Origin of the sequence: Paraburkholderia phenazinium, from assembly GCF_900141745.1 — a bacterium.
In the GTDB taxonomy this organism is placed as follows: Bacteria; Pseudomonadota; Gammaproteobacteria; order Burkholderiales; family Burkholderiaceae; genus Paraburkholderia; species Paraburkholderia phenazinium_B.
The window spans coordinates 2,561,816-2,586,480 of record NZ_FSRM01000002.1; the positions used below are offsets into that span (position 1 = coordinate 2,561,816).

Consider the following 24,665-nt stretch of genomic DNA (forward strand, 5'->3'; position numbering starts at 1 on the left):
GACGGGCCACACTCCGCTCCGCAAACTGCGCTACGAACGGGCCAGCAACACCCCCAGCAGCGCGACCACGAAACCGGCGATCTGCACCGTCAGCAGTGTTTCGCCGAAGCCGATATATCCTTCGATCGCCGCAAGAGGCGGCGCCAGAAACATCAGTGCGGTGGCCCGCGCGGCGTCGCCGCGCCGGACCATCCACACGAGCAGCGTCACGCTGATGCCGGAAAGCATCACGATGCCCCAGGCAAGCGACCCCCAGAGAGTGGGCGAGGCGACCCAGCGATGCTCGCCCAGCGCCAGCGCGAGGACTGCCGCTACGGCGGCGGCGCCGAAGTTCTGTACGGCGCTGGCGCTGCGAATGTCGGCCCGCGCGAGCGAAGTCTTCTGAAACAGCGTACCTGCCGTGATTGCCCCAATCGCCAGAATCGACACGGCGACCACCAGCCAGCTCGGTGCGTTGCCGTGCGCTACGTGAGAGGCATGCGGCGCAGCCGCGCTGAGTTTGGGCTGCAGCACGAGCACGACGCCTGCGAGTCCGAGCCCCATGCCGGCCCAGCCGCGCCGCGACAGACGCTCACCGAAAAGCGGGACCGCCACGGCCGCAGTCAGTAGCGGCTGCAGTGCGCCGAGCAAGGCCATCACGCCGGCGCTCAGACCTTGCGCGACGGCCCAGTATCCGGCGCCGAGATAGACTCCCTGCAGCAATGCGCCGGCCAACAGATGTTTGCCGAGGTCGCGTCCCGTCGGCCAGGCGGCGCGCGCGAGAACCGCGGCCAGCGCGAACAGCAGGGCAGTGCCGCCAAAGCGAGCGAGCAGGAACAGGTTGGGATCGGCGAACGGCGTGATTGCGCGGGCGACTACGAAGCCGGTCGACCAGAGCACGACAAAGACAGCAGCGATGAGGGTAGCGAGCATGGACAGCGTGAGCAGCGGCGTAAAAGGCTCGCAGTATTGCGCGGTGCGTCAGGCGTGTCTTGTTCGAGGCTGCACTCTGGGCGCAACGAGGGTTCACCGCGCTTTGCCGCCTCACCGTCGCATAGCCCTACCGCGTCAGCAATACCGCTCCCGCTCCTAGCAGGCCTCCGCACACGGCGCATGCCCACAGCAAAAACCTCGTACGCCGGTACTCGATGCCGATCTCGCGCAGCAATTGCGTATGCTGCCGGGAGCCCGCCGCATCGTGCTGACGTTGCAGATAGCGCACCGCGAGCTGTGGCAGGCGCGGCAGCATGTGAGCGAGATGCGGCACTTCCTGCGCGATGCGCTTGATCCAGCCGCGATGGTCGATGTCGCGCTGCGCGATGCCGGCCAGCACCGTGCGCGCGACATTCCACGTATCGACGCCGGGATGCAGCGCGCGTGCCAGCGCTTCGGCCTGTTGGAACGAGCGCTGGGCGGTGGCCAGCCGGGGTGAGACGGTGCCGCCTTCGAAGGGCAGCACCGCATGCAGCAGATGATGAAACAGCGCCCCTGCCGTGCGGTCTTCGGGTTCCGCGGCGAAATGCGCCTCGCTGCGCCGCCGCAGCTCGGCTTCCAGCACTTCCGTGCGCGTCGTCGACTCGACGTGGCCGGCCTCGCGATGCAGGTCGGCAAGGCGGCCGTAGTCCTGTTCGAACATGGCGGTGGCGCCATGCACGAAGAATTCCCGTTCGTGCGAGGACAGGCTCGACATCACCGCAAACTGCGCCAGCACGATTCGCCCGAGCGTCTCGGGTTCGACGCTGACGCGCACATGCTCGGCATCGAAAGTCGCATGAAAGAAGCCGTGCTCGAATGCCTGCTCGGTGACGACTTCGACGATGTGGGTGGCAAGCGGCGCGAGCTTGATGCGATGCTGGAGCAACCCTGGCAGATTGGTCGCGCTCACCGTGTCGAGATGCTGCACCGCCAGGGTCTGCGCGGTGCACAGGTCCCAGATCACGTCCGGCACCACCAGCCGCTTGTCACCATCGAAATGATGACCGGTCTGGCTCAGATTGGCGGCTTCGGCGCGCAGGTCGAAGCGCCGCAGCACGTCTTCGGTGAACGACTGGGCGAGCGCGCGGACCTGCAGGCGACGCGCGTCGCGGGAAAACTTTTCCAGCCAGCGCGCCACCCAGCGCAGCAGCGCCAACTCGTCGCCGATCTGTTCGACCTGCGCTGCGCGCACGAATTTGATCGCGATATCGCGGTGGCCGTTCACCGGTTCGGCGAGGCGGGCGAGGTGGGTCTGTTCGGCGAAGCCGCTGCGTGCCGGCAGCAGATCGACGCGTGTAAAGAGCCCGGTGAGCGGTCGTCCGAGCGCGCCGGCCAGCGCCGGCTCGACCTCATGCGGCGGCAGCGGAGCTTCCATGCGGCCGATCGCGTCGAAGGCATCGTGCAGGGTGCCGGTGGCGAGTTCCGGGCGTTCGGCCAGTGACTGCATGAACGTGCTGGCGAGCGGCCCGAGCGTGGGCAGCAAACTGTGCAGGCTATCGCGGCCACCCTCGGTTGCATGCACACGCTTCACGAGCGTGATCATCCAGTGAAGCTTGTGCTCACGCGGCGCGGCGAGCCAGATCAGGCGTGCGCCGAAGCGCAGCGCATGGAAAAGCAGCAGTGACCGGCGAAGCAATGGCGGCATGAGTAGATCGTAAGACGCGGCGCGCATCGGGCGACGCGCTACCTGGACCGTCAGGTTAGCAGGGAAGCGCGGGAATAGGGGAGCGCTCAGGGCGATCGCGTACTACAATACCGCGGCCTCCTGAACCTATATGTGCCGCTCGCCGGCCGTCTATCGATGCTTGCAGAACAACGTCATCAGTACATCCTCGCGCAAGTGACCAAAAATGGCGCGCTGTCGGTGGCTGAGCTGGTACGCGAACTGAATGTGTCGCGCGAAACGATCCGCCGCGATCTGAATACGCTGGCCGCCCGCGGCCTGGTGGTGACCACCCACGGCGGCGCGCTGTCGGGCGACCGGCGCGAACCCGATCTCGATGTACGCGAAGCGGCCAATGCCGGCGCGAAGCGGGCGATCGGCGAGCGCGCGGCCGATCTGGTGCCGGACGGTGCATCGCTCATCATCGATTCGGGCAGTACCACCCAGGCCGTCGCGCGGGCGCTGACGGGGCGCCACCGGCTCACCGTCTATACGAACGACTGGCGTATCGCGCTGCTGCTTGGCCGTCGCAACGAGAACCGGGTCACCCTGCTGGGCGGCGAGCTCTCGGAGAACGAGGACGCCACTTTCGGCCTCGACACGGTTTATCAGCTGACGCAGTATCACGCGGACTTCGCCTTTGTCGGAGCAGGCGGCATCTCCGCAGATGCCTGGCTGACCGACTACACGCGCATGGCCGCCGAAGTGCGCAGCCGGATGATCGCTGCCGCCAACCTGGCGGTGGTGGTAGCGGACAATTCGAAGTTCGGGCGTGTCACGCCGGTGCGGATCAACGGGTTCGAAAGCACCCGTTATCTGGTGACCGAACTCGCACCGGACCGCACGCTTGCCAAGGCTATCGCCACGCGCGGGCCGGAACTGCTGATTGCGTGACGTCGTTTGTCTGATCGCGACGCACGGTATCAGCGTGCCACTTACCCGGGTGCTGCGCTTTCGTCTGACGTTCAAGCTCAAAAACGCGCGCCTGGGCGCCTCACTGGAGCCCCGTGCGCCCGCCGGTTTGCGGCAATGCGAGGGGCGAATGCGTCGCGTCGGTAATCAGGTGCTTGCCGTGCCGCTGACATACTGCGGCGATATCGTCGAATGGATTGGGCAGGGCTTCTCGACGCACTGCTTTGAACAATCTCCGTTTGCATATTATTGGCGAATTGTGTCGTTTGTTGGAAATTGCCAGAATGGTCACGGCGCTGTCACGCAAACCTGCAATCCTTGCCGTGCCCGTTCAGGCAAGGCAGGCAGCGCCAAAGTGTCGGGTTGGCTGTAAGTCTGGCTGGAAAGAAGCAGCAAGGTTGTCAGCAATCTGCAATCGCACGAACCTGACAGCCGCTGCGGGCGAATTCAATCGGCGCGGCGCTACCGCCGTCAAATCACAACAGGTATCGGGTTATCCCGACCGTCTGGTTTTTTGCCTTTCGGAGAGAGCGACATGAAAAAGACGAATCACCTTCGCGCGACGGCCAGCATTGTCCGCAAAACCTTGCCGGCACTGGTTGCGGCTGCTGCATTCGGCGGCGCTGCGCTGCCGGCCCATGCCGCCGACGCAGTCGTGCTGTACACGGCCGATGGCCTCGAGAACCTCTACAAGGACGTGCTGCCGGGCTTTGAAAAGCAGGAAGGCGTCAAGGTCAATATCGTCACGGCGGGTAGCGGTGAAGTGGTGAATCGCGCGACCATCGAAAAGGATGCGCCGAAGGCCGACGTGCTCGTCACGTTGCCGCCGTTCATCCAGCAGGCGGATCAGGCCGGTCTGCTGCAGGCATACCAGAGCGCCAACTACAAGAACGTGCCGGCCATCGCCAAGGCGCCGAATGGTACGTGGGCGACCTTCGTGAACAACTACTTCTCGTTCGCGATCAATCCGGATGTCGTGAAGACCGAACCGAAGACGTTCGCCGATCTGCTGCACCCGGATTACACGGGCAAGATCGCTTACTCGAACCCGGCGACCGCCGGCGACGGCATGGCCGTGATCATCCTGACGACTTCGCTGATGGGTGAAGACAAGGCGTTCGACTATCTGAAGAAGCTCGAGGCGAGCGCCAAGTTCCACACCAAGGGCACCGGCTACCTCGACGTGCTGCTCTCGCGCAACGAAATCTCGCTCGCCAACGGCGACCTGCAGATGGATCTGGACGACCAGGCCAATGGCGGTCTGTCGCTCAAGCCGATCTTCCTGGCAGCAGCGCCGGGCGGCAAGCCGACGACTTTCCAGTTGCCGTACGCGATCGGTCTGATCAAGAACGGCCCGAACCAGGCTGAAGGCAAGAAGCTGATCGACTACCTGATGTCGAAGGACGTGCAGGCCAAGGTGCCGGATATCTTCGGCATTCCGGGCCGCACTGACGTGCCGCTGGCCGGCAAGAACGGCGAAGCGGTGAAGCAGGCGATTGCCGGCGTGAAGCTGATTCCGGTGGACTGGACCCAGGTCATGGCGAAGAAGGCTGACTGGACCGCACGTTGGAAGAACGACGTGATCGGCGATTCCGGCAAGCAGGTGGAAGTCGTCAAGCCGGCGCAGTAAATCGCTTGTAGTACGCCTCGCAGGACGCGTGACGGCCGGCCCATGCTGTTGAGCTGACCCGCCACACGCGCGCCGCGAGGTCTTCACCCGCAAGACCCTAGTTGGAGGATGAATCCGGTGAATACCGCAACTCTTGCCCCTGGCGCGCTCGGCGCCTCACCGGAGGCGCTCGCTGCGGCGCAACCGGGCACGCCGGGCGGCGTGCAGATCGAGCATCTGACCGTGCGTTTCGGTACGCGCACGGTGCTCGATGACCTGTCGCTTAACATCGAGCGCGGCGAATTGCTGACTGTGCTCGGCCGCAGCGGGTGCGGCAAGACGACGTTGTTGCGTTTCATCGCCGGATTCATCGAAGCGGATGGTCTCGCCGGCACCTTGACGGTGGCCGGTCACGATCTCACGCATGTACCACCGCACAAGCGCAATCTCGGCCTGTTGTTCCAGAGCTATGCGCTGTTTCCTCATCTGTCGGTGTTCGAGAACGTAGCGTTCGGTTTGCGCGCGCGTCGTGAATCGTCCAAGGAGATCGCCCGCCGTGTGGCGGATGCGTTGAAGCTCGTGCAGCTTGGCGATTCGGGCCATGTCATGCCGGCACAATTGTCGGGCGGCATGCAGCAGCGCGTGGCGCTCGCGCGTGCGCTCGTGATCGAGCCGGATGTGCTGTTGCTCGACGAACCGCTTTCCGCACTCGATGCCAATCTGCGCGCCTCGGTGCGTTCCGAACTGAAGGCGCTGCATGAGCGTCTGCCGAATCTCACCATTGTTTGCGTGACGCACGATCAGGACGACGCGCTGGTGTTGTCCGACCGTACGCTGCTGATGCGCGAAGGTCACATTGCGCAACTCGGCACACCGCAGCAACTCTACGATCAACCGAACGACGGCTTCGTGGCGCGTTATCTCGGCGCAGCCAATCTGCTGCCGCCGCACGTCGCGTTTCCGCTCGGCGATTCGCGCTACAACGAACGTGAGCGGGTGGCCTGCCTGCGTCCCGAAGCGCTGCGGATCGTGCCGCTCGGCGAAGGGCATCTGCACGGCATGATCAGCTCGGTCGAGTGGTATGGCGCGGTGCTGTCGGTGTCCGTCGTGCTCGATGCGATGCCCAGCGAGCCCGTGCTCGTCACGATGCAACGCGGCCACGGCATGCTGCCCGAGAAGGGCGCGCGTATCTCCTTGCGCTATGAGGCAGACGATGTCGTCCTTATCAACCCCTGATAGTCCCGACGCGCTCGGCGACGCGCGGCGCGCGGCCACCTTCGCTTCGCACGCGGCTGCGGTACGCCGTCGAGAACGTGCGGCGCAGTGGCAACTGGTGTTCCTCACCGTGGTGGTGCTCGGACCGCTGGTGATCTATCCGCTGGTGCGGCTGCTGTTGTTGAGTCTGACCGGGCCGCATGGCGGCTTCGGTTTTCAGGCGTACGCGGCGTTTTTCAGCAATCCTGACACGCGCGGCGTGGTCGGCACGACGCTGTGGATCCTGTTCGCAAGCGCGGGTCTGGCGTCGCTGCTCGGTGTGGCGCTCGCGTCGATGCTGTTCTTCAAGCCGTTTCCCGGCGCGCGGCTCGTCACGCGTTTTCTTGAACTGTTCGTTGCCTTTCCGTCGTTCCTTGTCGCCTTCACGTTGATCTTTTTATACGGCTCGCAAGGTTCGGTCAGCATCGGCTTGCAGCGGCTCTTTCATCTGCAGGCGCCGCCGCTCGATTTCCTGTTCGGCGTGGGCGGCGTGATTCTCGCGGAAGTGGTGTTCTACGCGCCATTCGTGGTGCGCCCGACGCTCGCCTCGTTCGCGACCCTCGACATGCGCCTGATCGAAGCCGCCCGCAGTCTCGGCGCGAATGGCTTGATGGTGGCGTTCAAGGTGATCCTGCCGCTTGCATGGCCGGGCATTGCAGCCGGCACGATCCTGTGCTTTCTGCTGACGCTCAACGAGTTTGGCATTTTGCTGGTGCTCGGCAGCGCGCATCTGATCACGCTGCCGGTTGCCATCTACAGTTCCGCGACCGTCGACCTGGATCTGCCGACCGCCGCGGCCGGCGCTGTGGTGATGCTGATGATGTCTCTGTCGCTGTATGCGTTGTACCGCCAGGTCAACCGCCGCAAGGTTAGAGGAGCACGGTAATGGCCGTCGAACTGGATCCCACTGTCTTGCCGGTCATGCACAAGCGTGCGCGTCCGGTGCAGCGTAGCCTCGCCACGCGCGTCGCAGGCGGTGCCTTCATGGCGTTCGCCGCGTTGCTGTGCTTCTGGCTGTTCGTATTGCCGGTGGTGGTGGTGGCGCTATCGAGCGTGGCCGCTCACTGGTCCGGCACGATCTTGCCCGACGGTTTCAGCATGCGCTGGTTCGAGCGCCTCGGTTCGAGCGATTTCGATGCGCTCAGTACGAGTCTCGAGATCGGCTTCGGCGTCGCGGTGCTTGGCACCATCCTCGGGCTCTGGCTGGCGCTGGCGCTCGAAGGGCGCGATCGGCGCGGGCTCGGTGCGTTCGTCGATACGATCGCGATGATGCCCAACGGGGTGCCGAGCGTGGTGCTCGGGCTGGCGGTGCTGATTGCATATCACAAACGTCCGCTCGATCTGTCGAGCTCGGCCGCGATTGTGGTGCTGGTGCAGCTCGCGCTAGTCCTGCCGTTCTGCTACCGATGTGCCGCCGCGGCGTTGCGCCCGGAACTGACCATCCTGCGCGAGGCGGCTGCCAGCCTCGGCGCGCCGCCGTCGATGGTGCTGCGCCGGGTCGTCCTGCCGCAACTGGTGCCGGCCATCCGCGCGAGTCTCGCGCTCGGTTTCGCGCTTTCGCTTGGCGAACTGGGCGCCACGCTGACCGTGTATCCGCCGGGATTTGCGACGGTGCCGATCGTCGTGGTCGGTCAGGTCGAGCGCGGCTATTACCTGCCGGCCTCGGCCCTCTCGCTGATTCTGCTGCTTGTCTCGCTCGCGGCGCTGCTGTTGATCGCCGCACGGATTCCGCGCCGCCGGGCCGACTGACCCGCGGATTGCCCTGACTTCCGGTGTTGAACGTCAAGTCGGCGTTCAACGCACGTTGATGTGGCAAAAAATGTCGAAATGACCGAAAATATGGAAACAGCAGCCGCCGATCCGATTGACGTCGTACGCCGGCATTCGCTCACCGCGTTGGTGCGCGACGAGATCGAGCGCAACATCGTTGAAGGCGTGTTGGCGCCCGGCGCGAAGCTCAACGAGGCCGACTGGGCCGCGCGGCTACAGGTTTCGCGAGGGCCGGTGCGCGAAGCGTTCCGCGCGCTCGAGCAGGCCGGACTCGTCACGACCGAAAAGAATCGTGGCGTGTTCGTGCGGGTGGTGTCGCTCGCGGAAGCTGACGAGATTTATGCCGTGCGGGCCGTGCTTGAAGAGGCCGCGTGCCGGATGCTGGCGTCGAGCATCGACGCGGCGCAACTGGCGGGTTTGCGCATGCAGATCGACGCCATGCGCAGCGCGCTCGACGCGCAGGATCACGACGCCTACGCACGGGCCAATGTGGCGTTTCACGACGGCATCGTGGCGGCGGCGGGTAATGGCAAGCTGTATGAGACGTACCGGCGTCTCGTGGGTGAGTTGAGTCTGTTCCGGCGCGCCGCGCTGGTGGTGCATGCCGACGCGATGGAGCGCTCGCTGGCCGAGCACCGCGCCATCCTGAAGGCGCTGGCATCGCGCGATGCCGATCGCGCTGCTGCGCTGATGCATGCGCATGTCAACGGTGGGTTGCAGCGCGCGCACGAAGCCTGTGAGTCGGCTGGACAACGCAGTGTGCTGGTGCCGTCGTCAGTTCCAATCGACGCAGAACGCGCGTAATCGACGCGCAAGGAAGGAAACGATGTCTATTCAGTCCGAGCAGAGCGAGCGCAGCATCGAGGTGAATGGCCGTGCTTACCGGCTGTCGTCGTCGCAACCGGTGGTCGTGGTGTGCGTCGACGGTTGCGAGTACGACTACCTCGAGGCGGCGGTTGCCGCGGGCGTCGCTCCCTTTATTGGCAAGATGATGAAAGAGGGCACCGCGCTCAAGGGCGATTGCGTGATTCCTTCGTTCACCAACCCGAATAACCTGTCGATCGTTTGCGGTGTGCCGCCTTCGGTGCACGGCATTTGCGGCAACTACTTCTGGGATCCGCAGGCCAATGGCGGCGAGGGCGCGGAGGTGATGATGAACGATCCCGCTTACCTGCGCGCCGGAACGTTGCTGGCAGCGGCGGCGCAAGCGGGTGCTGCGGTTGCTGTAGTGACGGCCAAGGACAAGTTGCGTCGTCTGCTTGGCTGGCAACTGAAGGGCATCTGTTTCTCGGCAGAGAAGGCGGATACGGTGACGCTGGCAGACAACGGCATCGCGGATGTGCTCGATCTGGTCGGTTTGCCAGTGCCCGATGTGTACAGCGCGGGGTTGTCCGAATTCGTCTTCGCCGCGGGCGTGCGTCTTGCGGAAACGCGCAAGCTCGATCTGATGTATCTGTCCACCACCGACTACATTCAGCACAAGTGGGCGCCGGGTACCCAGGGCGCGAACGATTTCTACGCGATGATGGATCGCTATCTTGCACAGCTTGATGCGCTTGGCTGGGTGATCGGTTTGACGGCCGATCACGGCATGAACGCGAAGCACAATCCGCAGACTGGCGAGCCTAATGTGATCTATCTGCAGGACGTGATGGACGAATGGCTGGGCGCACGCAAGGCTCGGGTGATTCTGCCCATCACGGATCCTTATGTGGTCCACCACGGCGCGCTGGGCTCGTTTGCAACCATCTATCTGCCGCACGATGTGAACGCGAGGCAGGTGATCGAACGGATTGGCGGTCTGGATGGCGTGGAGGTCGTGCTGGACAACCGCGCGGCGTGTGAGCGCTTCGAGTTGCCGAATGACCGCGTCGGCGACATTGTCGTGGTCAGCAAGCGCGATGTGGTGCTCGGCACGCGGCGCGACGAGCATGATCTTTCGGGCCTCACCGTGCCGCTTCGTTCACACGGTGGCATCTCCGAGCAGGAAGTGCCGTTGATTTTTAACCGGCATCTTCAGGGTCTTACGGACGGCAAGCGCTTGCGAAACTTCGACGTGTTCGACCTCGCGTTGAACCACGTGGCGGCATCATGAACGCGGTGCTGACGGACCATCCCGCGTTTCGCGTCGAAGCGCTGCGCCTTGAGGGCGAGCGTTGTTTGCGCGAACGCACGCTCGACGTGTTCGATCCGTACACCGGATTGCGCGTCGGCACGGTGTCGTTGGCAAGCGTCGATGATGTGCGCGCGGCGTTTCAGTACGCCGGCGCTTATCAGTCGAAGCTCACGCGCTACGAGCGCTCACAGATTCTCGAGCGTGCGGCGGTTTTGCTGCGTGAGCGCGCCGAGGTGGCTTCGGATCTGATCTCGCTCGAATCGGGCCTGTCGAAGCAGGACACGCGGTACGAGATCGGACGTGTGGCCGATGTATTCAAGTTCGCGGCGATCGAAGCGTTGCGTGACGATGCCCAGAGCTTTTCATGCGATCTGACGCCGCACGGTAAAAAGCGTCGGGTGTTCGCGCAGCGTGAACCGCTGGCGGGCGTGATCGTCGCGATTACGCCGTTCAATCACCCGATGAACCAGGTGGCGCACAAGATTGCACCGGCCATCGCGACCAATAACCGTGTTTTGTTGAAGCCGTCGGAAAAGGTGCCGCTATCGGCTTTCTACCTGGCCGATATTCTTTATGAAGCGGGTTTGCCGGAGCCGATGCTGCAGGTGTTGACCGGGGACCCGCACGAAATCGCCGATGAACTGATTACGCATCCGCTTGCGGAACTGGTGACGTTTACGGGCGGCGTGGCGATTGGCAAATATATTGCTGCGAAAGCAGCGTACCGACGCGTTGTGCTAGAGCTGGGTGGCAACGATCCGTTGATCGTGCTGGAAGACGCTGACCTCGACCGCGCGGCTACGCTGGCTGTTCAGGGATCCTACAAAAATTCGGGTCAACGCTGCACGGCTGTCAAGCGCATGCTCGTGCAAAAGAGCGTGGCCGCGGAATTTACCGAACGCGTGGTGGAAATGACGCGTGCATGGTCCTACGGTGACCCGTTCGATCTTGCGAATCAGATGGGTACCGTTATCGATGAGGCCGCAGCGCAGCTTTTCGAAGCGCGCGTCAACGCGGCGGCGGCCCAAGGCGCGCGTTTGCTGACGGGCAACCAGCGCTCGGGTGCGCTTTATGCGCCGACTGTTATCGACCGGGTGGACCCGGCTATGTCTCTGGTTCGCGAAGAGACCTTCGGGCCGGTTTCGCCAATCATTACCTTCGACACGCTCGACGACGCGATCCGGATCAGCAATGACACGGTGTTCGGTCTGTCGTCGGGCGTGTGTACGAACCGTCAGGATGCGATCACGCGATTCATCAACGAATTGCGGGTCGGTACGGTGAATGTGTGGGAAGTACCGGGATACCGGATCGAGTTGACGCCGTTCGGCGGCATCAAGGATTCGGGCCTGGGTTACAAGGAAGGGGTGCAGGAAGCCATGAAGAGCTTTACCAACCTCAAGACGTTTTCATTACCTTGGGAGTGATGTTGTGGCTTTGAGTCTTCATGATATTCGTACATTGTTTGAGCAGTACGGCAACGTCGCCTATAGCGGCGAACCGGTGACGCAGCTGGAGCACGCGCTGCAGAGTGGGGCGCTGGCTGAAAAGGAGGGCGCAAGCGATGAACTGGTCGCTGCTGCTTTCCTGCATGATCTTGGGCATTTGCTGAACCGCTTCGGCGAGACGCCTACCGCACGCGGTATCGACGATCTGCATCAGTATTTTGCGTTGCCGTTTCTGCGTCCTGTATTGCCGGATGCGGTGTTGGAGCCGATTCGTCTGCACGTCGACGCGAAGCGTTGCCTGTGCGCAATCGACGATACGTACTTTGGACGCCTCTCGGCTGATTCTGTGCGCAGTCTTGAATTGCAGGGCGGCATCTTCAGCAGGCAGGAAGCGGATGAATTTCTCAACAAACCCTTTGCGGAAGATGCGCTACGCGTGCGCCGCTGGGACGATCTCGCCAAAGAGGCGAACCGCGCGACCCCTGATGTGGATCATTACCTGGATGTCGTGGAACGGGTGATGGAGACGCACGCTACGGCGTGATCGGGGTACTTCATTTCTGTGGTTATGGTGGCCCTGTGATGTAAGCGTCGCTTACGTTCGCGGCTGCGTTTTCACGTCCCTTTCCTAGTGTGCAAATAGCGCTTGCAAGCCATGTGCTGGGTCGCTAGAATCTCGTTCTTTCGCGCTTCGGACAGCGGAGCGCGGGGAGCGGGAGAGCCAGCAGTGGCAAGGCTTTCGGCGGGTTGGGCAGGTCAGGCTGGTGCAAAAAACCTGTTGACGACGTAGCGGAAGTTCTTCATAATCTCGTTTCTCTGCTGCTGATGCAGCGACGCAGAACGAAGCGGTACCGAAGGGTTGTGAAGGTGATGCAACGCGGTGCCGGTTTGGTGGTGAATGCGTAACCGATCTTTAAAAATTAACAGCCGATAAGTGTGGGCGCTTGATGGCGACGCGGCGGTGGGCCTTTCGGGGTTTGCTGCGAAAGCGAAAGTATCAAGTCTCACACAGTAATGAAAGGAAGGTTTTTTCATCGCAAGATGATTGAACAATTCGTCAGTACGTTGAGTGAGCGACCGGTTCTTGATTGAACCGAAAACAGTAACAGGAATTGAACTGAAGAGTTTGATCCTGGCTCAGATTGAACGCTGGCGGCATGCCTTACACATGCAAGTCGAACGGCAGCACGGGAGCAATCCTGGTGGCGAGTGGCGAACGGGTGAGTAATACATCGGAACGTGTCCTGTAGTGGGGGATAGCCCGGCGAAAGCCGGATTAATACCGCATACGCTCTACGGAGGAAAGGGGGGGATCGCAAGACCTCTCGTTATAGGGGCGGCCGATGGCAGATTAGCTAGTTGGTGGGGTAAAGGCCTACCAAGGCGACGATCTGTAGCTGGTCTGAGAGGACGACCAGCCACACTGGGACTGAGACACGGCCCAGACTCCTACGGGAGGCAGCAGTGGGGAATTTTGGACAATGGGCGCAAGCCTGATCCAGCAATGCCGCGTGTGTGAAGAAGGCCTTCGGGTTGTAAAGCACTTTTGTCCGGAAAGAAATCCTTTGGGCTAATACCCTGAGGGGATGACGGTACCGGAAGAATAAGCACCGGCTAACTACGTGCCAGCAGCCGCGGTAATACGTAGGGTGCAAGCGTTAATCGGAATTACTGGGCGTAAAGCGTGCGCAGGCGGTCCGCTAAGACAGATGTGAAATCCCCGGGCTTAACCTGGGAACTGCATTTGTGACTGGCGGGCTAGAGTATGGCAGAGGGGGGTAGAATTCCACGTGTAGCAGTGAAATGCGTAGAGATGTGGAGGAATACCGATGGCGAAGGCAGCCCCCTGGGCCAATACTGACGCTCATGCACGAAAGCGTGGGGAGCAAACAGGATTAGATACCCTGGTAGTCCACGCCCTAAACGATGTCAACTAGTTGTCGGGTCTTCATTGACTTGGTAACGTAGCTAACGCGTGAAGTTGACCGCCTGGGGAGTACGGTCGCAAGATTAAAACTCAAAGGAATTGACGGGGACCCGCACAAGCGGTGGATGATGTGGATTAATTCGATGCAACGCGAAAAACCTTACCTACCCTTGACATGGTCAGGACCCTGCTGAAAGGTGGGGGTGCCCGAAAGGGAACTGATACACAGGTGCTGCATGGCTGTCGTCAGCTCGTGTCGTGAGATGTTGGGTTAAGTCCCGCAACGAGCGCAACCCTTGTCCCTAGTTGCTACGCAAGAGCACTCTAGGGAGACTGCCGGTGACAAACCGGAGGAAGGTGGGGATGACGTCAAGTCCTCATGGCCCTTATGGGTAGGGCTTCACACGTCATACAATGGTCGGAACAGAGGGTCGCCAACCCGCGAGGGGGAGCCAATCCCAGAAAACCGATCGTAGTCCGGATCGCACTCTGCAACTCGAGTGCGTGAAGCTGGAATCGCTAGTAATCGCGGATCAGCATGCCGCGGTGAATACGTTCCCGGGTCTTGTACACACCGCCCGTCACACCATGGGAGTGGGTTTTACCAGAAGTGGCTAGTCTAACCGCAAGGAGGACGGTCACCACGGTAGGATTCATGACTGGGGTGAAGTCGTAACAAGGTAGCCGTATCGGAAGGTGCGGCTGGATCACCTCCTTTCTCGAGCTAACGTGTCAAACGTTGAGCGCTCACGCTTATCGGCTGTGATTTAAGACAGACTCAGGGGTCTGTAGCTCAGTCGGTTAGAGCACCGTCTTGATAAGGCGGGGGTCGATGGTTCGAATCCATCCAGACCCACCACTGTTTCTGCGGTGGCTGCGCTAATGACTGAAACCCCTGGGGCATCAATACAGATAGAGATGTCTGTGTGACTGGGGGATTAGCTCAGCTGGGAGAGCACCTGCTTTGCAAGCAGGGGGTCGTCGGTTCGATCCCGTCATCCTCCACCAATCCTCAATGCAGAAAGTCTGGTTCGGTGAACCGGGCGTTATGCATTGGCGATTGAGCCAGTCAGAGTGGTACGCAATCAGAGATTGCGATATCGGCTGTCGTTCTTTAACAATCAGGAAGAAGTAGTAAAGAGATTCACGAAAGATCACTTAGAGATGGGTGATTGAGTAGGTGAATCAGGGTTGTGATTGTATCAATGTATTTTTAAGTGATCGAAAGATTGCTTTGGAATACGGCGCAACACGAATACTCAACCTGTAACGATGTGGCAAGCGTTGCATCCCCAGTGGATGCGGCATGAGACACACCCGTTATAGGGTCAAGCGAACAAGTGCATGTGGTGGATGCCTTGGCGATCACAGGCGATGAAGGACGCGGTAGCCTGCGAAAAGCTACGGGGAGCTGGCAAACGAGCTTTGATCCGTAGATGTCCGAATGGGGAAACCCACTCCGTATGGAGTATCCGCAGCTGAATACATAGGCTGTGCGAAGCGAACGCGGCGAACTGAAACATCTAAGTAGCCGCAGGAAAAGAAATCAACCGAGATTCCCAGAGTAGTGGCGAGCGAAATGGGACCAGCCTGTACTCTTTATCTTCATTGTTAGTCGAAGGCTCTGGAAAGTGCCGCCATAGCAGGTGATAGCCCTGTAGACGAAAACAGCGAGGAAGAACTAGGTGTACGACAAGTAGGGCGGGACACGTGAAATCCTGTCTGAAGATGGGGGGACCATCCTCCAAGGCTAAATACTCGTGATCGACCGATAGTGAACCAGTACCGTGAGGGAAAGGCGAAAAGAACCCCGGGAGGGGAGTGAAACAGATCCTGAAACCGCATGCATACAAACAGTCGGAGCCTCGCAAGGGGTGACGGCGTACCTTTTGTATAATGGGTCAGCGACTTACATTCAGTGGCAAGCTTAACCGATTAGGGCAGGCGTAGCGAAAGCGAGTCCGAACAGGGCGATTCAGTCGCTGGGTGTAGACCCGAAACCAGGTGATCTATCCATGGCCAGGATGAAGGTGCGGTAACACGTACTGGAGGTCCGAACCCACTAACGTTGAAAAGTTAGGGGATGAGCTGTGGATAGGGGTGAAAGGCTAAACAAACCTGGAAATAGCTGGTTCTCTCCGAAAACTATTTAGGTAGTGCCTCGTGTATCACCTTCGGGGGTAGAGCACTGTCATGGTTGAAGGGTCCATTGCGGATTACTTCGCCATAGCAAACTCCGAATACCGAAGAGTGCAATCACGGGAGACAGACATCGGGTGCTAACGTCCGGTGTCAAGAGGGAAACAACCCAGACCGCCAGCTAAGGTCCCCAAATATTGCTAAGTGGGAAACGAAGTGGGAAGGCTAAAACAGTCAGGAGGTTGGCTTAGAAGCAGCCATCCTTTAAAGAAAGCGTAATAGCTCACTGATCGAGTCGTCCTGCGCGGAAGATGTAACGGGGCTAAGCAATATACCGAAGCTGCGGATGCATATTTATATGCATGGTAGGAGAGCGTTCCGTAAGCCTGCGAAGGTGCATTGAAAAGTGTGCTGGAGGTATCGGAAGTGCGAATGCTGACATGAGTAGCGATAAAGGGGGTGAAAGGCCCCCTCGCCGTAAGCCCAAGGTTTCCTACGCAACGTTCATCGGCGTAGGGTGAGTCGGCCCCTAAGGCGAGGCAGAAATGCGTAGCTGATGGGAAGCAGGTTAATATTCCTGCACCATTGTTAGATGCGATGGGGGGACGGATCGCGGAAGGTTGTCCGGGTGTTGGAAGTCCCGGTCCTTGCATTGGAGAAGGCGCTTTGGCAAATCCGGGCGCGGAATTCAAGGGTGCGAGGCCATTCACTTCGGTGAAGAAGCAATCGGAAGTGGTTCCAGGAAAAGCCTCTAAGCTTCAGTCTAACAAGACCGTACCGCAAACCGACACAGGTGGGCGAGATGAGTATTCTAAGGCGCTTGAGAGAACTCGGGAGAAGGAACTCGGCAAATTGGTACCGTAACTTCGGGATAAGGTACGCCCCTGTAGCTTGATGCCCCTGCGGGCAAAGGGTGAAGGGGTTGCAATAAACTGGTGGCTGCGACTGTTTAATAAAAACACAGCACTCTGCAAACACGAAAGTGGACGTATAGGGTGTGACGCCTGCCCGGTGCCGGAAGATTAAATGATGGGGTGCAAGCTCTTGATTGAAGTCCCGGTAAACGGCGGCCGTAACTATAACGGTCCTAAGGTAGCGAAATTCCTTGTCGGGTAAGTTCCGACCTGCACGAATGGCGTAACGATGGCCACACTGTCTCCTCCCGAGACTCAGCGAAGTTGAAGTGTTTGTGATGATGCAATCTCCCCGCGGCTAGACGGAAAGACCCCATGAACCTTTACTGTAGCTTTGCATTGGACTTTGAACCGGTCTGTGTAGGATAGGTGGGAGGCTGTGAAGCGTGGACGCCAGTCTGCGTGGAGCCAACCTTGAAATACCACCCTGGTCTGTTTGAGGTTCTAACCTTGACCCGTTATCCGGGTCGGGGACAGTGCATGGTAGGCAGTTTGACTGGGGCGGTCTCCTCCCAAAGTGTAACGGAGGAGTACGAAGGTACGCTAGGTACGGTCGGAAATCGTGCTGATAGTGCAATGGCATAAGCGTGCTTAACTGCGAGACCGACAAGTCGAGCAGGTGCGAAAGCAGGTCATAGTGATCCGGTGGTTCTGTATGGAAGGGCCATCGCTCAACGGATAAAAGGTACTCTGGGGATAACAGGCTGATACCGCCCAAGAGTTCATATCGACGGCGGTGTTTGGCACCTCGATGTCGGCTCATCTCATCCTGGGGCTGTAGCCGGTCCCAAGGGTATGGCTGTTCGCCATTTAAAGAGGTACGTGAGCTGGGTTTAAAACGTCGTGAGACAGTTTGGTCCCTATCTGCCGTGGGCGCTGGATATTTGAAGGGGGCTGCTCCTAGTACGAGAGGACCGGAGTGGACGAACCTCTGGTGTACCGGTTGTCACGCCAGTGGCATCGCCGGGTAGCTATGTTCGGAAGAGATAACCGCTGAAAGCATCTAAGCGGGAAACTCGCCTTAAGATGAGATATCCCCGGGGCTTCGAGCCCCTTGAAGGGTCGTTCAAGACCAGGACGTTGATAGGTCAGGTGTGGAAGCGCAGTAATGCGTTAAGCTAACTGATACTAATTGCCCGTAAGGCTTGATCCTATAACAGGTGTGTCTCGACCCGGGTTGGCGCTTTAGCGCCTACCCGGGTCCGATCCCCGAAGGGGATGCGTGTGAACCCCCAGACGGGGGTAGCAGAACGCACGGTTGAGTGATCGATGTTGTGCCAGAAACAACACAACCCCAGAACGCTCACCGCTGGTGAGCATCACCAGAAACTACTTCTTCCCGATTGGCCGTACTGCTCCATGAGCAGTGCAGCAACAAGTCATGCCTGATGACCATAGCGTGTCGGTACCACCCCTTCCCATCCCGAACAGGACCGTGAAACGACTCCACGCCGATGATAGTGCGGATTACCCGTGTGAAAGTAGGTAATCGTCAGGCTCCCTAGCAGCATCAGAAACCCCACCCCGCAAAGGTGGGGTTTCTGCGTTTACGCGCGCAAATACGCTCGTCAAACCCCTCCACAGACCTCAAAGACCCAAGCACTCCGGCAGCGCTGACAGAGTCGCTCACTGGCAACGCCGCTTCATCCCGCCAAATCAAAGCGTCAACTGCATCACACCACATGCCGCCAACGTCCCTGTCCAGAGCAGATCGAAGTTGAGCCACTTGGTGCGCAAACCGCCAACGCCAAAGTGGTCGAACACAGCCACAGCGATCACACCTGTAGTCACCAGCATCGCAGCACTATGCACGCCCAAGGCGATCGCCGCGATCGTCGCAGTAGGCCCGGAGCTGGAGATCACGGTGCCTGGCGCGTGAGCCAACGCGCCGCATATCGGCATTAGAGCCGGAATCAACATGAGTCCGGCACCGTGCGAACCTGCCATCACAAACGACCAGACCATCAGCCCGGCAAAGCCTGTCTGCATACCCACGCGCGGTCGCATGCAATGGCCTCGCAACGCATGCCACGCCGCCCAACCGATCAGCAAGACCCCACACACTCGGCTCAATACGGAATGATCGATGATCATACCGAGCGACAACCCGGCCATCAGCATGCAGCCGGCGGCGAGTGCATGTCCGAGTGCGATTGGTATCAGCGAGAGCAAGACCACTCGCCGACTGCGTCGATACAGTCCAAGCGCGACAGCAAACAGCCAGCCCATCGCCGGGTTGATGCCGTGAAACGCGCCGAGCGCGGCAACCACGAACCATGTCCACCACGTCGACGTCGATGGATTCATGCCGTTCAGGGATAGCAGTACGAATCAGACGAACAGTCGCCGCCTTGCAGACGAATCTGATGCGGCCGATGCCCTTCCGGCCACTCCAGAAAGAACTCCTCATCGAACGACAGACCGCCGTCCGGGCCTGCATCGAGCTTGACCATCCAGCCGTCGATGCCATCCGGATAAAACTGCGGATCGACCGCACCGTACAGCGAGTTCGTAAAGTAGATCCGTTTGCCGTCGCGACTTACCTCGACCATTTGCGGACCACCGCTGAGCGCACTGTTCGAGGCACCCGGGTGGGTCGCCCGCGAGACGATGCCGCCAATACGCACTTTCCCCGTAAGTTTCGGTGCGAACGGATCGGACACGTCGTATTGCAGCAGATCGCCCGTGCCCCAGCAGGACACGTAAAGAAAACGATCATCGAGCGAAAGATCGATGTCAGTCACAAGCGGCGGCACCGCGCCGAAGGACTTGAGGACTGGCGGAAGCAATGCGGGGTCAGCAGGCTCAGCGGGAATATCAATGATCTTGCGCACCGCCCACTTGTCCTTGTCGCGATACCAGGTCCAGATGGACGAAGACAAATCCTTCAGACTGATCACGCAATTGACGAAACCATGCGCTTTGGTCGGATCGTGCGCCGGCCGCAATTCGAACACGAGTTGGTATTCCGGTCCGAAATCAATTTCCTGCAGATGTTTGCGGCGCGTGAAATCCCAAAAATGCAGACGGCGACCGTAACGCGCGCCGAGAAGCACCTCCGGAATCAAACCATTCTCGAACGTATCCGGTGTACCCCATTCGCTGGTGACGAGCGTGTCGTAGCCGAGGTGCCACCAGCCGTCGTACGCGAGTTGCTGCGAGCCGCGGTCGACTTCCCAGCGTCCGAGTGGCTCAAAACTTTCCGGATCGAGCAGGAAGATTCCACCGGGTGCACCGCCCTCGGCGTTGCCGAGGGCGGTCACATAGATCCCACCCGGACCACAATGTACGGTGTGCGGACGGCTATAACCCGTGCGGCTCGCAATGGTGGCCGGCTCGATCGTCTTGACGATAGTCGGATGAAGGGGATCAGGCTTCGTATCGAGGATATAGATGCGCGACGAGCGTAACCCAGGCACAACCAGGTAACGCCGCTCCGTATGCGGATGTGGCGCGTTGGGGCAGAGGCAGGAAGAGCATGCATTCCAGCCGAAATGATGCAGCTCGTCGCCGGCATGCGGCATGGCCAGATTGCCGACGATGCTGGCATAAGCCGGAGAGGCCGGATCGACATCGACCACTGCGATCTCATCCGGCCGGGTGCGATCAGGATCGAACGCGGCCACATAGGCGAGCTTTTCGGGCGGCGCCTCTGCGGCAAGGCGCGGTGAGGGATAAAAGCTCGGGTCCGGCTTCCAGATGCCCATGGTGCTCCTCCTCCGTATCAGTGCGACTCGGGACGACACAACTAGCCATCTTGAACTGTAGTTGGTTTAAGCCACGCTCAAAGCTCGATATGGAATAAGCAAATGCGCCGACGTTATGGGGCAAGGCGAGTTCGCACAACGCGCAATGCACAATGCGTCGTATGCGATCTGTGCGACGAAGTCGATCGCGAGAAGAAGGGGGACGTGATGAGAGCGACGTAGCAGCGGTTTGATGCATTGCAAGTCAGGCGACCGAAGTCGCCCGACACGGCAAACGCTAGACTCCGCGCCGACTAAACAGGCGGACGATAAACAACAGAATGACCGCACCGATTACCGCTGTGATGATCGAGCCGATCCAGCCACCCCCAAGCGAGATGTGCAGGACGCCGGAAAGCCAACCGCCGATAAACGCGCCGACGATCCCGACAATGATGTCGACGATCAACCCGAAACCGCCGCCCTTGACGAGCACACCAGCTAGCCAGCCGGCGATCGCGCCAATGATGAGCCATGCAATGATGCCGTGTTCCATAATCAAGACTCCATGGTTGAGCGTGAAAAATTCACGGTGACAGAGCTTAGTCCAAGGGGGTGACGCAGTCCATATTCAGGATATGGATTTAACAATGTCTGAATGTATTGTGGAGGGATTGGCGATGAGGCCGCCGCGGTGGCGGGACAGGGCGCATAGCCAGAGTGGCTATGGCGCAAAGGCACGGTAAGACAACGCGCAGTCGCTCGGTTCATTTCGTTCTCGGTCTCGGGCTGCACAGACATACGGACCATCGATTCACACGACGCACTCTACCATCAATGCAACGCGGCGCCGGCCGATGCTTCGTCTACGGTTGTTATAGATGACGCCGTCGCCGGGCGCAAGGCGTGGACTACCACCCGCGGCCGGTGCCCCCAGGTTGGGCGTTTGAAAGCGAAGCGGCGGCGCGGGCCGAACAGACGTTTAGGTGCCGGCTTCCACACAGCACGCGGCGCTACTCCGGCGCCGGTTCCGCTTCTTTCGCAATCCAGCTTACGCTCGAGACACTCGCTTCCATGCTGATGCGACTCGCCATCAATTCGAGCTTCGACTGATCCTTCGGATGCAGTTTCAGGTTAGCCGTGACGCGTATGCGCCCAGGCTGCTCTGCCACGTCCTCGCTCGTCAGACTCTGAAACGACAGGGGCATGGAATACATCGAGTTCGATAGCGCCGCGCGGATATGAACCTCATCCTCTTCGCGGCAGACCACGGTCAGTACGTACTCGCGCACGAGATCGGCATTTGAAACCGGCGTTGCGTTGATGGTGCGGCTAACTTCGCGTAACACGGTGTTGGTCAGCAGCACGATAGCTGTGCCGGCGAGTGCCGGGCCGAAATGTCCCGCACCGCACAACACGCCGACGGCCGCAGAACACCAGAGGGTCGCCGCCGTGTTGATGCCCTGGATGGATCCCTTGTCGCGCATGATCACGCCGCCGCCGAGGAAGCCGACGCCGGACACCACGTAAGCGGCGATCTGCGTGACACCAGCGGTGCCGTTGCCGGTCAGGACGCCCAACGAAACAAACAGACACGCCCCGCTCGCGACGAGGGTAATCGTGCGTAGACCGGCCGTACGTTGCCGCATCTGCCGTTCGATGCCGATTGCAACACCGCAGGAGAAGGCGGCGAGGAGCCGCCAGACAAATTCAAGCGTCATTGGATCAATAGTCGAGGCGTGCTCAAACGCGTAGTTTGAACCAGGCGCGTGACAGCATCGCTAACAATACACGAGTTGCGATGCGTGTCTCCGTGCTATGCCTCGCGCAGGCAGATCAGGCCGTAGAAGCAGACAGATCGAGGACGAGTCGAGTCCACTGTGCACCGCGCACTTCGCTGCGAATCACACCTGTGGTGGCGACAATCCGCCGGCTATCGCCTGCAGGGATGAAGACATCCACGGAGTCGAAGGGCCGCGCCCATTTCCCTGTCCAGTTGACTGTCACGGCGAGCGTTGCCGCGTCACTTTCCACACTGACCTTCCAGCAACCGTATGCTCCGGTACGCCAGGCTTCCGATTCGCCATCGTCTTCATGACACTCGCCTTGCGCAATACCTGCGCCTTGACAGGGTGCCACCATAAAGCCGCGCAGATCGGCAGGTTGGGCGAAGTGTTGCTGCGCGACATTCAGCGGCACGACACTACCCTCGCGAATCAGCATGACGGGTTGATCCCACGGCGCGGGCAGGGTGATGTGCCGGCCGCCTTCGAATGCTTCACCGCTCCAGTACGAGATCCAACGTGCACCCGCCGGCAACCATACTGCGCGTTCAGTTTTCGAGGGTTGGACAACCGGCGCACAGAGCAGCGATGTGCCGAGCAGCATATCGTCGCCATCGACGTAGCATTGCGGATCGTGCGGGAAATCCGCGAAGGTCGGGCGCAAGACGGGCTCGTAGTGTTGGGTCGACTGCCAAAGCAGGTGGTACAGATACGGCATCAGGCGGTAGCGCAGCTTGATCAGGTCCGAGACCTGGCCGGTCGCCTCAGGATGCATCCACGGTTCGTTAACCGTACCATCGTCGTTCCACGAGTGGATGCTAAAACGCGGCATCAGGATTCCGAACTGAATCCAGCGAACAAACAGTTCTGCGTCAGGCGCCGGGCCTGAAAATCCGCCGATGTCATGTCCAATGTTCGACACGCCCGAAAGCGCGAGTCCGAGCCCCATCTTGAGGTTGTAGCGCAGCGTTTCCCATGATGTGTAGTTGTCGCCCGACCACGTCTGAACGTAGCGGTGCATCCCCACACCGCCCGAGCGCGAAACGAGAAATGGCCGCTTTTCAGGCGCGAACGCGCGCTGGGCGTCGCGTGATGCGCGCATCATCAGCATGGTCTGCAGCACCTTCGCTTCGCGGGCCGGGTACGGCTTGCCGAAGCCGTGGGCGATGGCGTCCGTCGCCCAGATTTCAAATTCGTTGTTATCGTTCCACGTCGAAGCAATGCCGTAACGCAGCAGCGCGTCGGTGACGTGCGAGCGCCACCATGCAATCGTGTCAGGATTGGTGAAGTCCAGATACGCGCCGACTTCGTCCCAGAACTGTACCCACGCGGGTTCGCCGCTTCGCGCGCGAATCAGCAGGCCGTCGCGTGCAACCTGGTCGAACTCCGGGTGGTCGCGCAGCAGGCACGGCTTGATGTTGGCGCACAGGCGCACGCCTTCGTCCAGATAGCCCTGCACAAAGCCGTCTACGTCGGGGAATTTGTCGCGATTCCAGTTGAAGACGTAACGCTTCGGCCCGATCGACGTATAACCCGACGACAGGTGGAACGAGTCGCACAGGATATCGTGTTCGCGACAGCGCTCGATGAACTCGCCCATGCGCTGCTGCGCGTCGGGCGCGTCCGTATAGCTCATCGTCGACCCGGAGTAGCCGAGGCCCCACTTCGGCATCAGGGCGGGGCGGCCGGTCAGCCACGTGAAGCGGCGCACGGCTGCGAGCGGCGTTGCTGGCGAAGCGATGAAGTAGTAGTCGAGATCGCCGTGCTCCGCGATGAAGTGGCGATAGTGGCCGTGATAGTTGTCGAGCTCACGGCCCATGTCGAATGTGCAATCGGCGAGCGTGTCGTAGAAGAGGCCGAAGCCGAGCGCCGCTTCTCGCTGCCACGTGAGGTAGAAGGGGATGTGCTTGTAGAGCGGATCGGTTGTCTTCGCGCTGTAGCCCATCGCGTCGACGTTGACCATCTCATAGCGCTGATTGGCTCGGTCGAGCGAACCGGCGCGCTCGCCGAGCCCCAGATACATCTCGCCCGGTTCACGGCGTACGTAGTGATAGACGCGCTCGTCCCACCAGCCGAAATTGTAGGCCTGCGTCGCGCGGTCCTGCAGCACGCGCTGCCATTTTTCACCGCTACGCAGATCCCAGCTGCAATGGCCGCCTTGCAGCGCGACGGTGAGCCGGATTTGCGCGGTTTCGATGCACAGTTCTGTGTCGTCGGCATGCTGTCTGAAAGACGGCAATGTATAGCCCGAAAGATCGAGACGATCGCGGCCTTCGATGTCTACGTCGTCGAGTCCCGGTGCAATGGCCCAGGTACGCGGCCCGTGTGCCTCGCCATCGGGCAGCACGCGCACCCGCACGATATCCTCTTCGAGCACGAAGATTTCCATGACCGGCCCCGCCGCGCTCGTCAAGCGTACGAGGTCGCCCGACTGGGTGGAGGGTTTGAATACGGGCGGATTTAACAGCGACGTCATCGGACTTTCCTCT

Annotated in this window: 16 protein-coding genes, 2 tRNA genes and 3 rRNA genes; 14 read left to right on the top strand and 7 right to left on the bottom strand. The window is 60.4% G+C overall.

Features of this window, described 5'->3' with window-relative positions:
• Positions 1-30: 30 nt before the first annotated feature.
• Complete coding sequence (locus BUS06_RS31330) at positions 31-912, bottom strand: DMT family transporter (protein WP_074268200.1); 882 nt, start codon at positions 910-912, stop codon at positions 31-33.
• Between the two features lie 127 nt (positions 913-1,039).
• Complete coding sequence (locus tag BUS06_RS31335) at positions 1,040-2,599, bottom strand: ABC1 kinase family protein (RefSeq protein ID WP_074269402.1); 1,560 nt, start codon at positions 2,597-2,599, stop codon at positions 1,040-1,042.
• Positions 2,600-2,755: 156 nt separating this feature from the next.
• Here BUS06_RS31335 and BUS06_RS31340 point away from each other — a divergent pair, with 156 nt between their 5' ends.
• The 14 genes from BUS06_RS31340 to rrf all read left to right on the top strand — a co-directional run bounded on the left by BUS06_RS31340 (position 2,756) and on the right by rrf (position 18,204).
• Positions 2,756-3,511, top strand: a complete 756-nt coding sequence (locus BUS06_RS31340; protein WP_074269403.1) for a DeoR/GlpR family DNA-binding transcription regulator — start codon at positions 2,756-2,758, stop codon at positions 3,509-3,511.
• 553 nt (positions 3,512-4,064) lie between these two features.
• Positions 4,065-5,159 (top strand): 2-aminoethylphosphonate ABC transporter substrate-binding protein, encoded by a 1,095-nt coding sequence (gene phnS, locus BUS06_RS31350; protein WP_074268202.1) that lies wholly within the window; start codon positions 4,065-4,067, stop codon positions 5,157-5,159.
• 117 nt (positions 5,160-5,276) lie between these two features.
• The gene (gene phnT, locus BUS06_RS31355) at positions 5,277-6,374 is read left to right on the top strand and encodes a 2-aminoethylphosphonate ABC transport system ATP-binding subunit PhnT (RefSeq protein ID WP_074269404.1); all 1,098 of its coding nucleotides are present in this window, start codon (positions 5,277-5,279) and stop codon (positions 6,372-6,374) included.
• Positions 6,352-7,278, top strand: coding sequence for a 2-aminoethylphosphonate ABC transporter permease subunit (locus BUS06_RS31360; protein ID WP_074268203.1), 927 nt, complete (start codon positions 6,352-6,354; stop codon positions 7,276-7,278). The genes phnT and BUS06_RS31360 overlap by 23 nt, the downstream gene beginning before the upstream one ends.
• A complete protein-coding gene (gene phnV / locus BUS06_RS31365; protein ID WP_074268204.1) occupies positions 7,278-8,141 on the top strand; it encodes a 2-aminoethylphosphonate ABC transport system, membrane component PhnV in 864 nt (287 codons plus the stop codon). Before BUS06_RS31360 ends, phnV begins: the two co-directional genes overlap by 1 nt.
• 78 nt (positions 8,142-8,219) lie before the next feature.
• Positions 8,220-8,966 (top strand): phosphonate utilization associated transcriptional regulator, encoded by a 747-nt coding sequence (locus tag BUS06_RS31370; RefSeq protein ID WP_074269405.1) that lies wholly within the window; start codon positions 8,220-8,222, stop codon positions 8,964-8,966.
• 22 nt (positions 8,967-8,988) lie between these two features.
• A complete protein-coding gene (phnA, locus tag BUS06_RS31375) occupies positions 8,989-10,257 on the top strand; it encodes a phosphonoacetate hydrolase (protein WP_074268205.1) in 1,269 nt (422 codons plus the stop codon).
• Entirely contained in the window at positions 10,254-11,705 is a 1,452-nt protein-coding gene (gene phnY / locus BUS06_RS31380; RefSeq protein ID WP_074268206.1) for a phosphonoacetaldehyde dehydrogenase, read from the top strand. Before phnA ends, phnY begins: the two co-directional genes overlap by 4 nt.
• A 4-nt stretch (positions 11,706-11,709) precedes the next feature.
• Positions 11,710-12,270, top strand: coding sequence for a phosphonate degradation HD-domain oxygenase (locus BUS06_RS31385; RefSeq protein ID WP_074268207.1), 561 nt, complete (start codon positions 11,710-11,712; stop codon positions 12,268-12,270).
• A 570-nt stretch (positions 12,271-12,840) separates the two neighbouring features.
• Positions 12,841-14,371 (top strand): 16S ribosomal RNA (locus BUS06_RS31390).
• Positions 14,372-14,435: 64 nt separating this feature from the next.
• Positions 14,436-14,512 (top strand) — tRNA-Ile (locus BUS06_RS31395).
• Between the two features lie 73 nt (positions 14,513-14,585).
• A tRNA-Ala gene (locus BUS06_RS31400) sits at positions 14,586-14,661 on the top strand.
• 318 nt (positions 14,662-14,979) lie between these two features.
• A 23S ribosomal RNA gene (locus tag BUS06_RS31405) occupies positions 14,980-17,859 on the top strand.
• Positions 17,860-18,090: 231 nt separating this feature from the next.
• Positions 18,091-18,204: ribosomal RNA gene (rrf, locus tag BUS06_RS31410) — 5S ribosomal RNA — on the top strand.
• Together the 16S, 23S and 5S rRNA genes with 2 tRNA genes alongside form the textbook arrangement of a ribosomal RNA operon.
• A gap of 158 nt (positions 18,205-18,362) precedes the next feature.
• Here rrf and BUS06_RS31415 read toward each other — a convergent pair.
• The 5 genes from BUS06_RS31415 to BUS06_RS31435 all read right to left on the bottom strand — a co-directional run bounded on the left by BUS06_RS31415 (position 18,363) and on the right by BUS06_RS31435 (position 24,652).
• Entirely contained in the window at positions 18,363-19,013 is a 651-nt protein-coding gene (locus tag BUS06_RS31415) for a hypothetical protein (RefSeq protein WP_074268208.1), read from the bottom strand.
• 5 nt (positions 19,014-19,018) lie between these two features.
• Complete coding sequence (locus BUS06_RS31420) at positions 19,019-20,413, bottom strand: selenium-binding family protein (RefSeq protein WP_074268209.1); 1,395 nt, start codon at positions 20,411-20,413, stop codon at positions 19,019-19,021.
• Positions 20,414-20,690: 277 nt separating this feature from the next.
• Positions 20,691-20,948, bottom strand: a complete 258-nt coding sequence (locus BUS06_RS31425; RefSeq protein ID WP_074268210.1) for a GlsB/YeaQ/YmgE family stress response membrane protein — start codon at positions 20,946-20,948, stop codon at positions 20,691-20,693.
• 457 nt (positions 20,949-21,405) lie between these two features.
• Complete coding sequence (locus tag BUS06_RS31430; RefSeq protein WP_074268211.1) at positions 21,406-22,113, bottom strand: MgtC/SapB family protein; 708 nt, start codon at positions 22,111-22,113, stop codon at positions 21,406-21,408.
• A 115-nt stretch (positions 22,114-22,228) separates the two neighbouring features.
• Positions 22,229-24,652 (bottom strand): glycoside hydrolase family 31 protein, encoded by a 2,424-nt coding sequence (locus BUS06_RS31435; protein WP_074268212.1) that lies wholly within the window; start codon positions 24,650-24,652, stop codon positions 22,229-22,231.
• Positions 24,653-24,665: the final 13 nt, after the last annotated feature.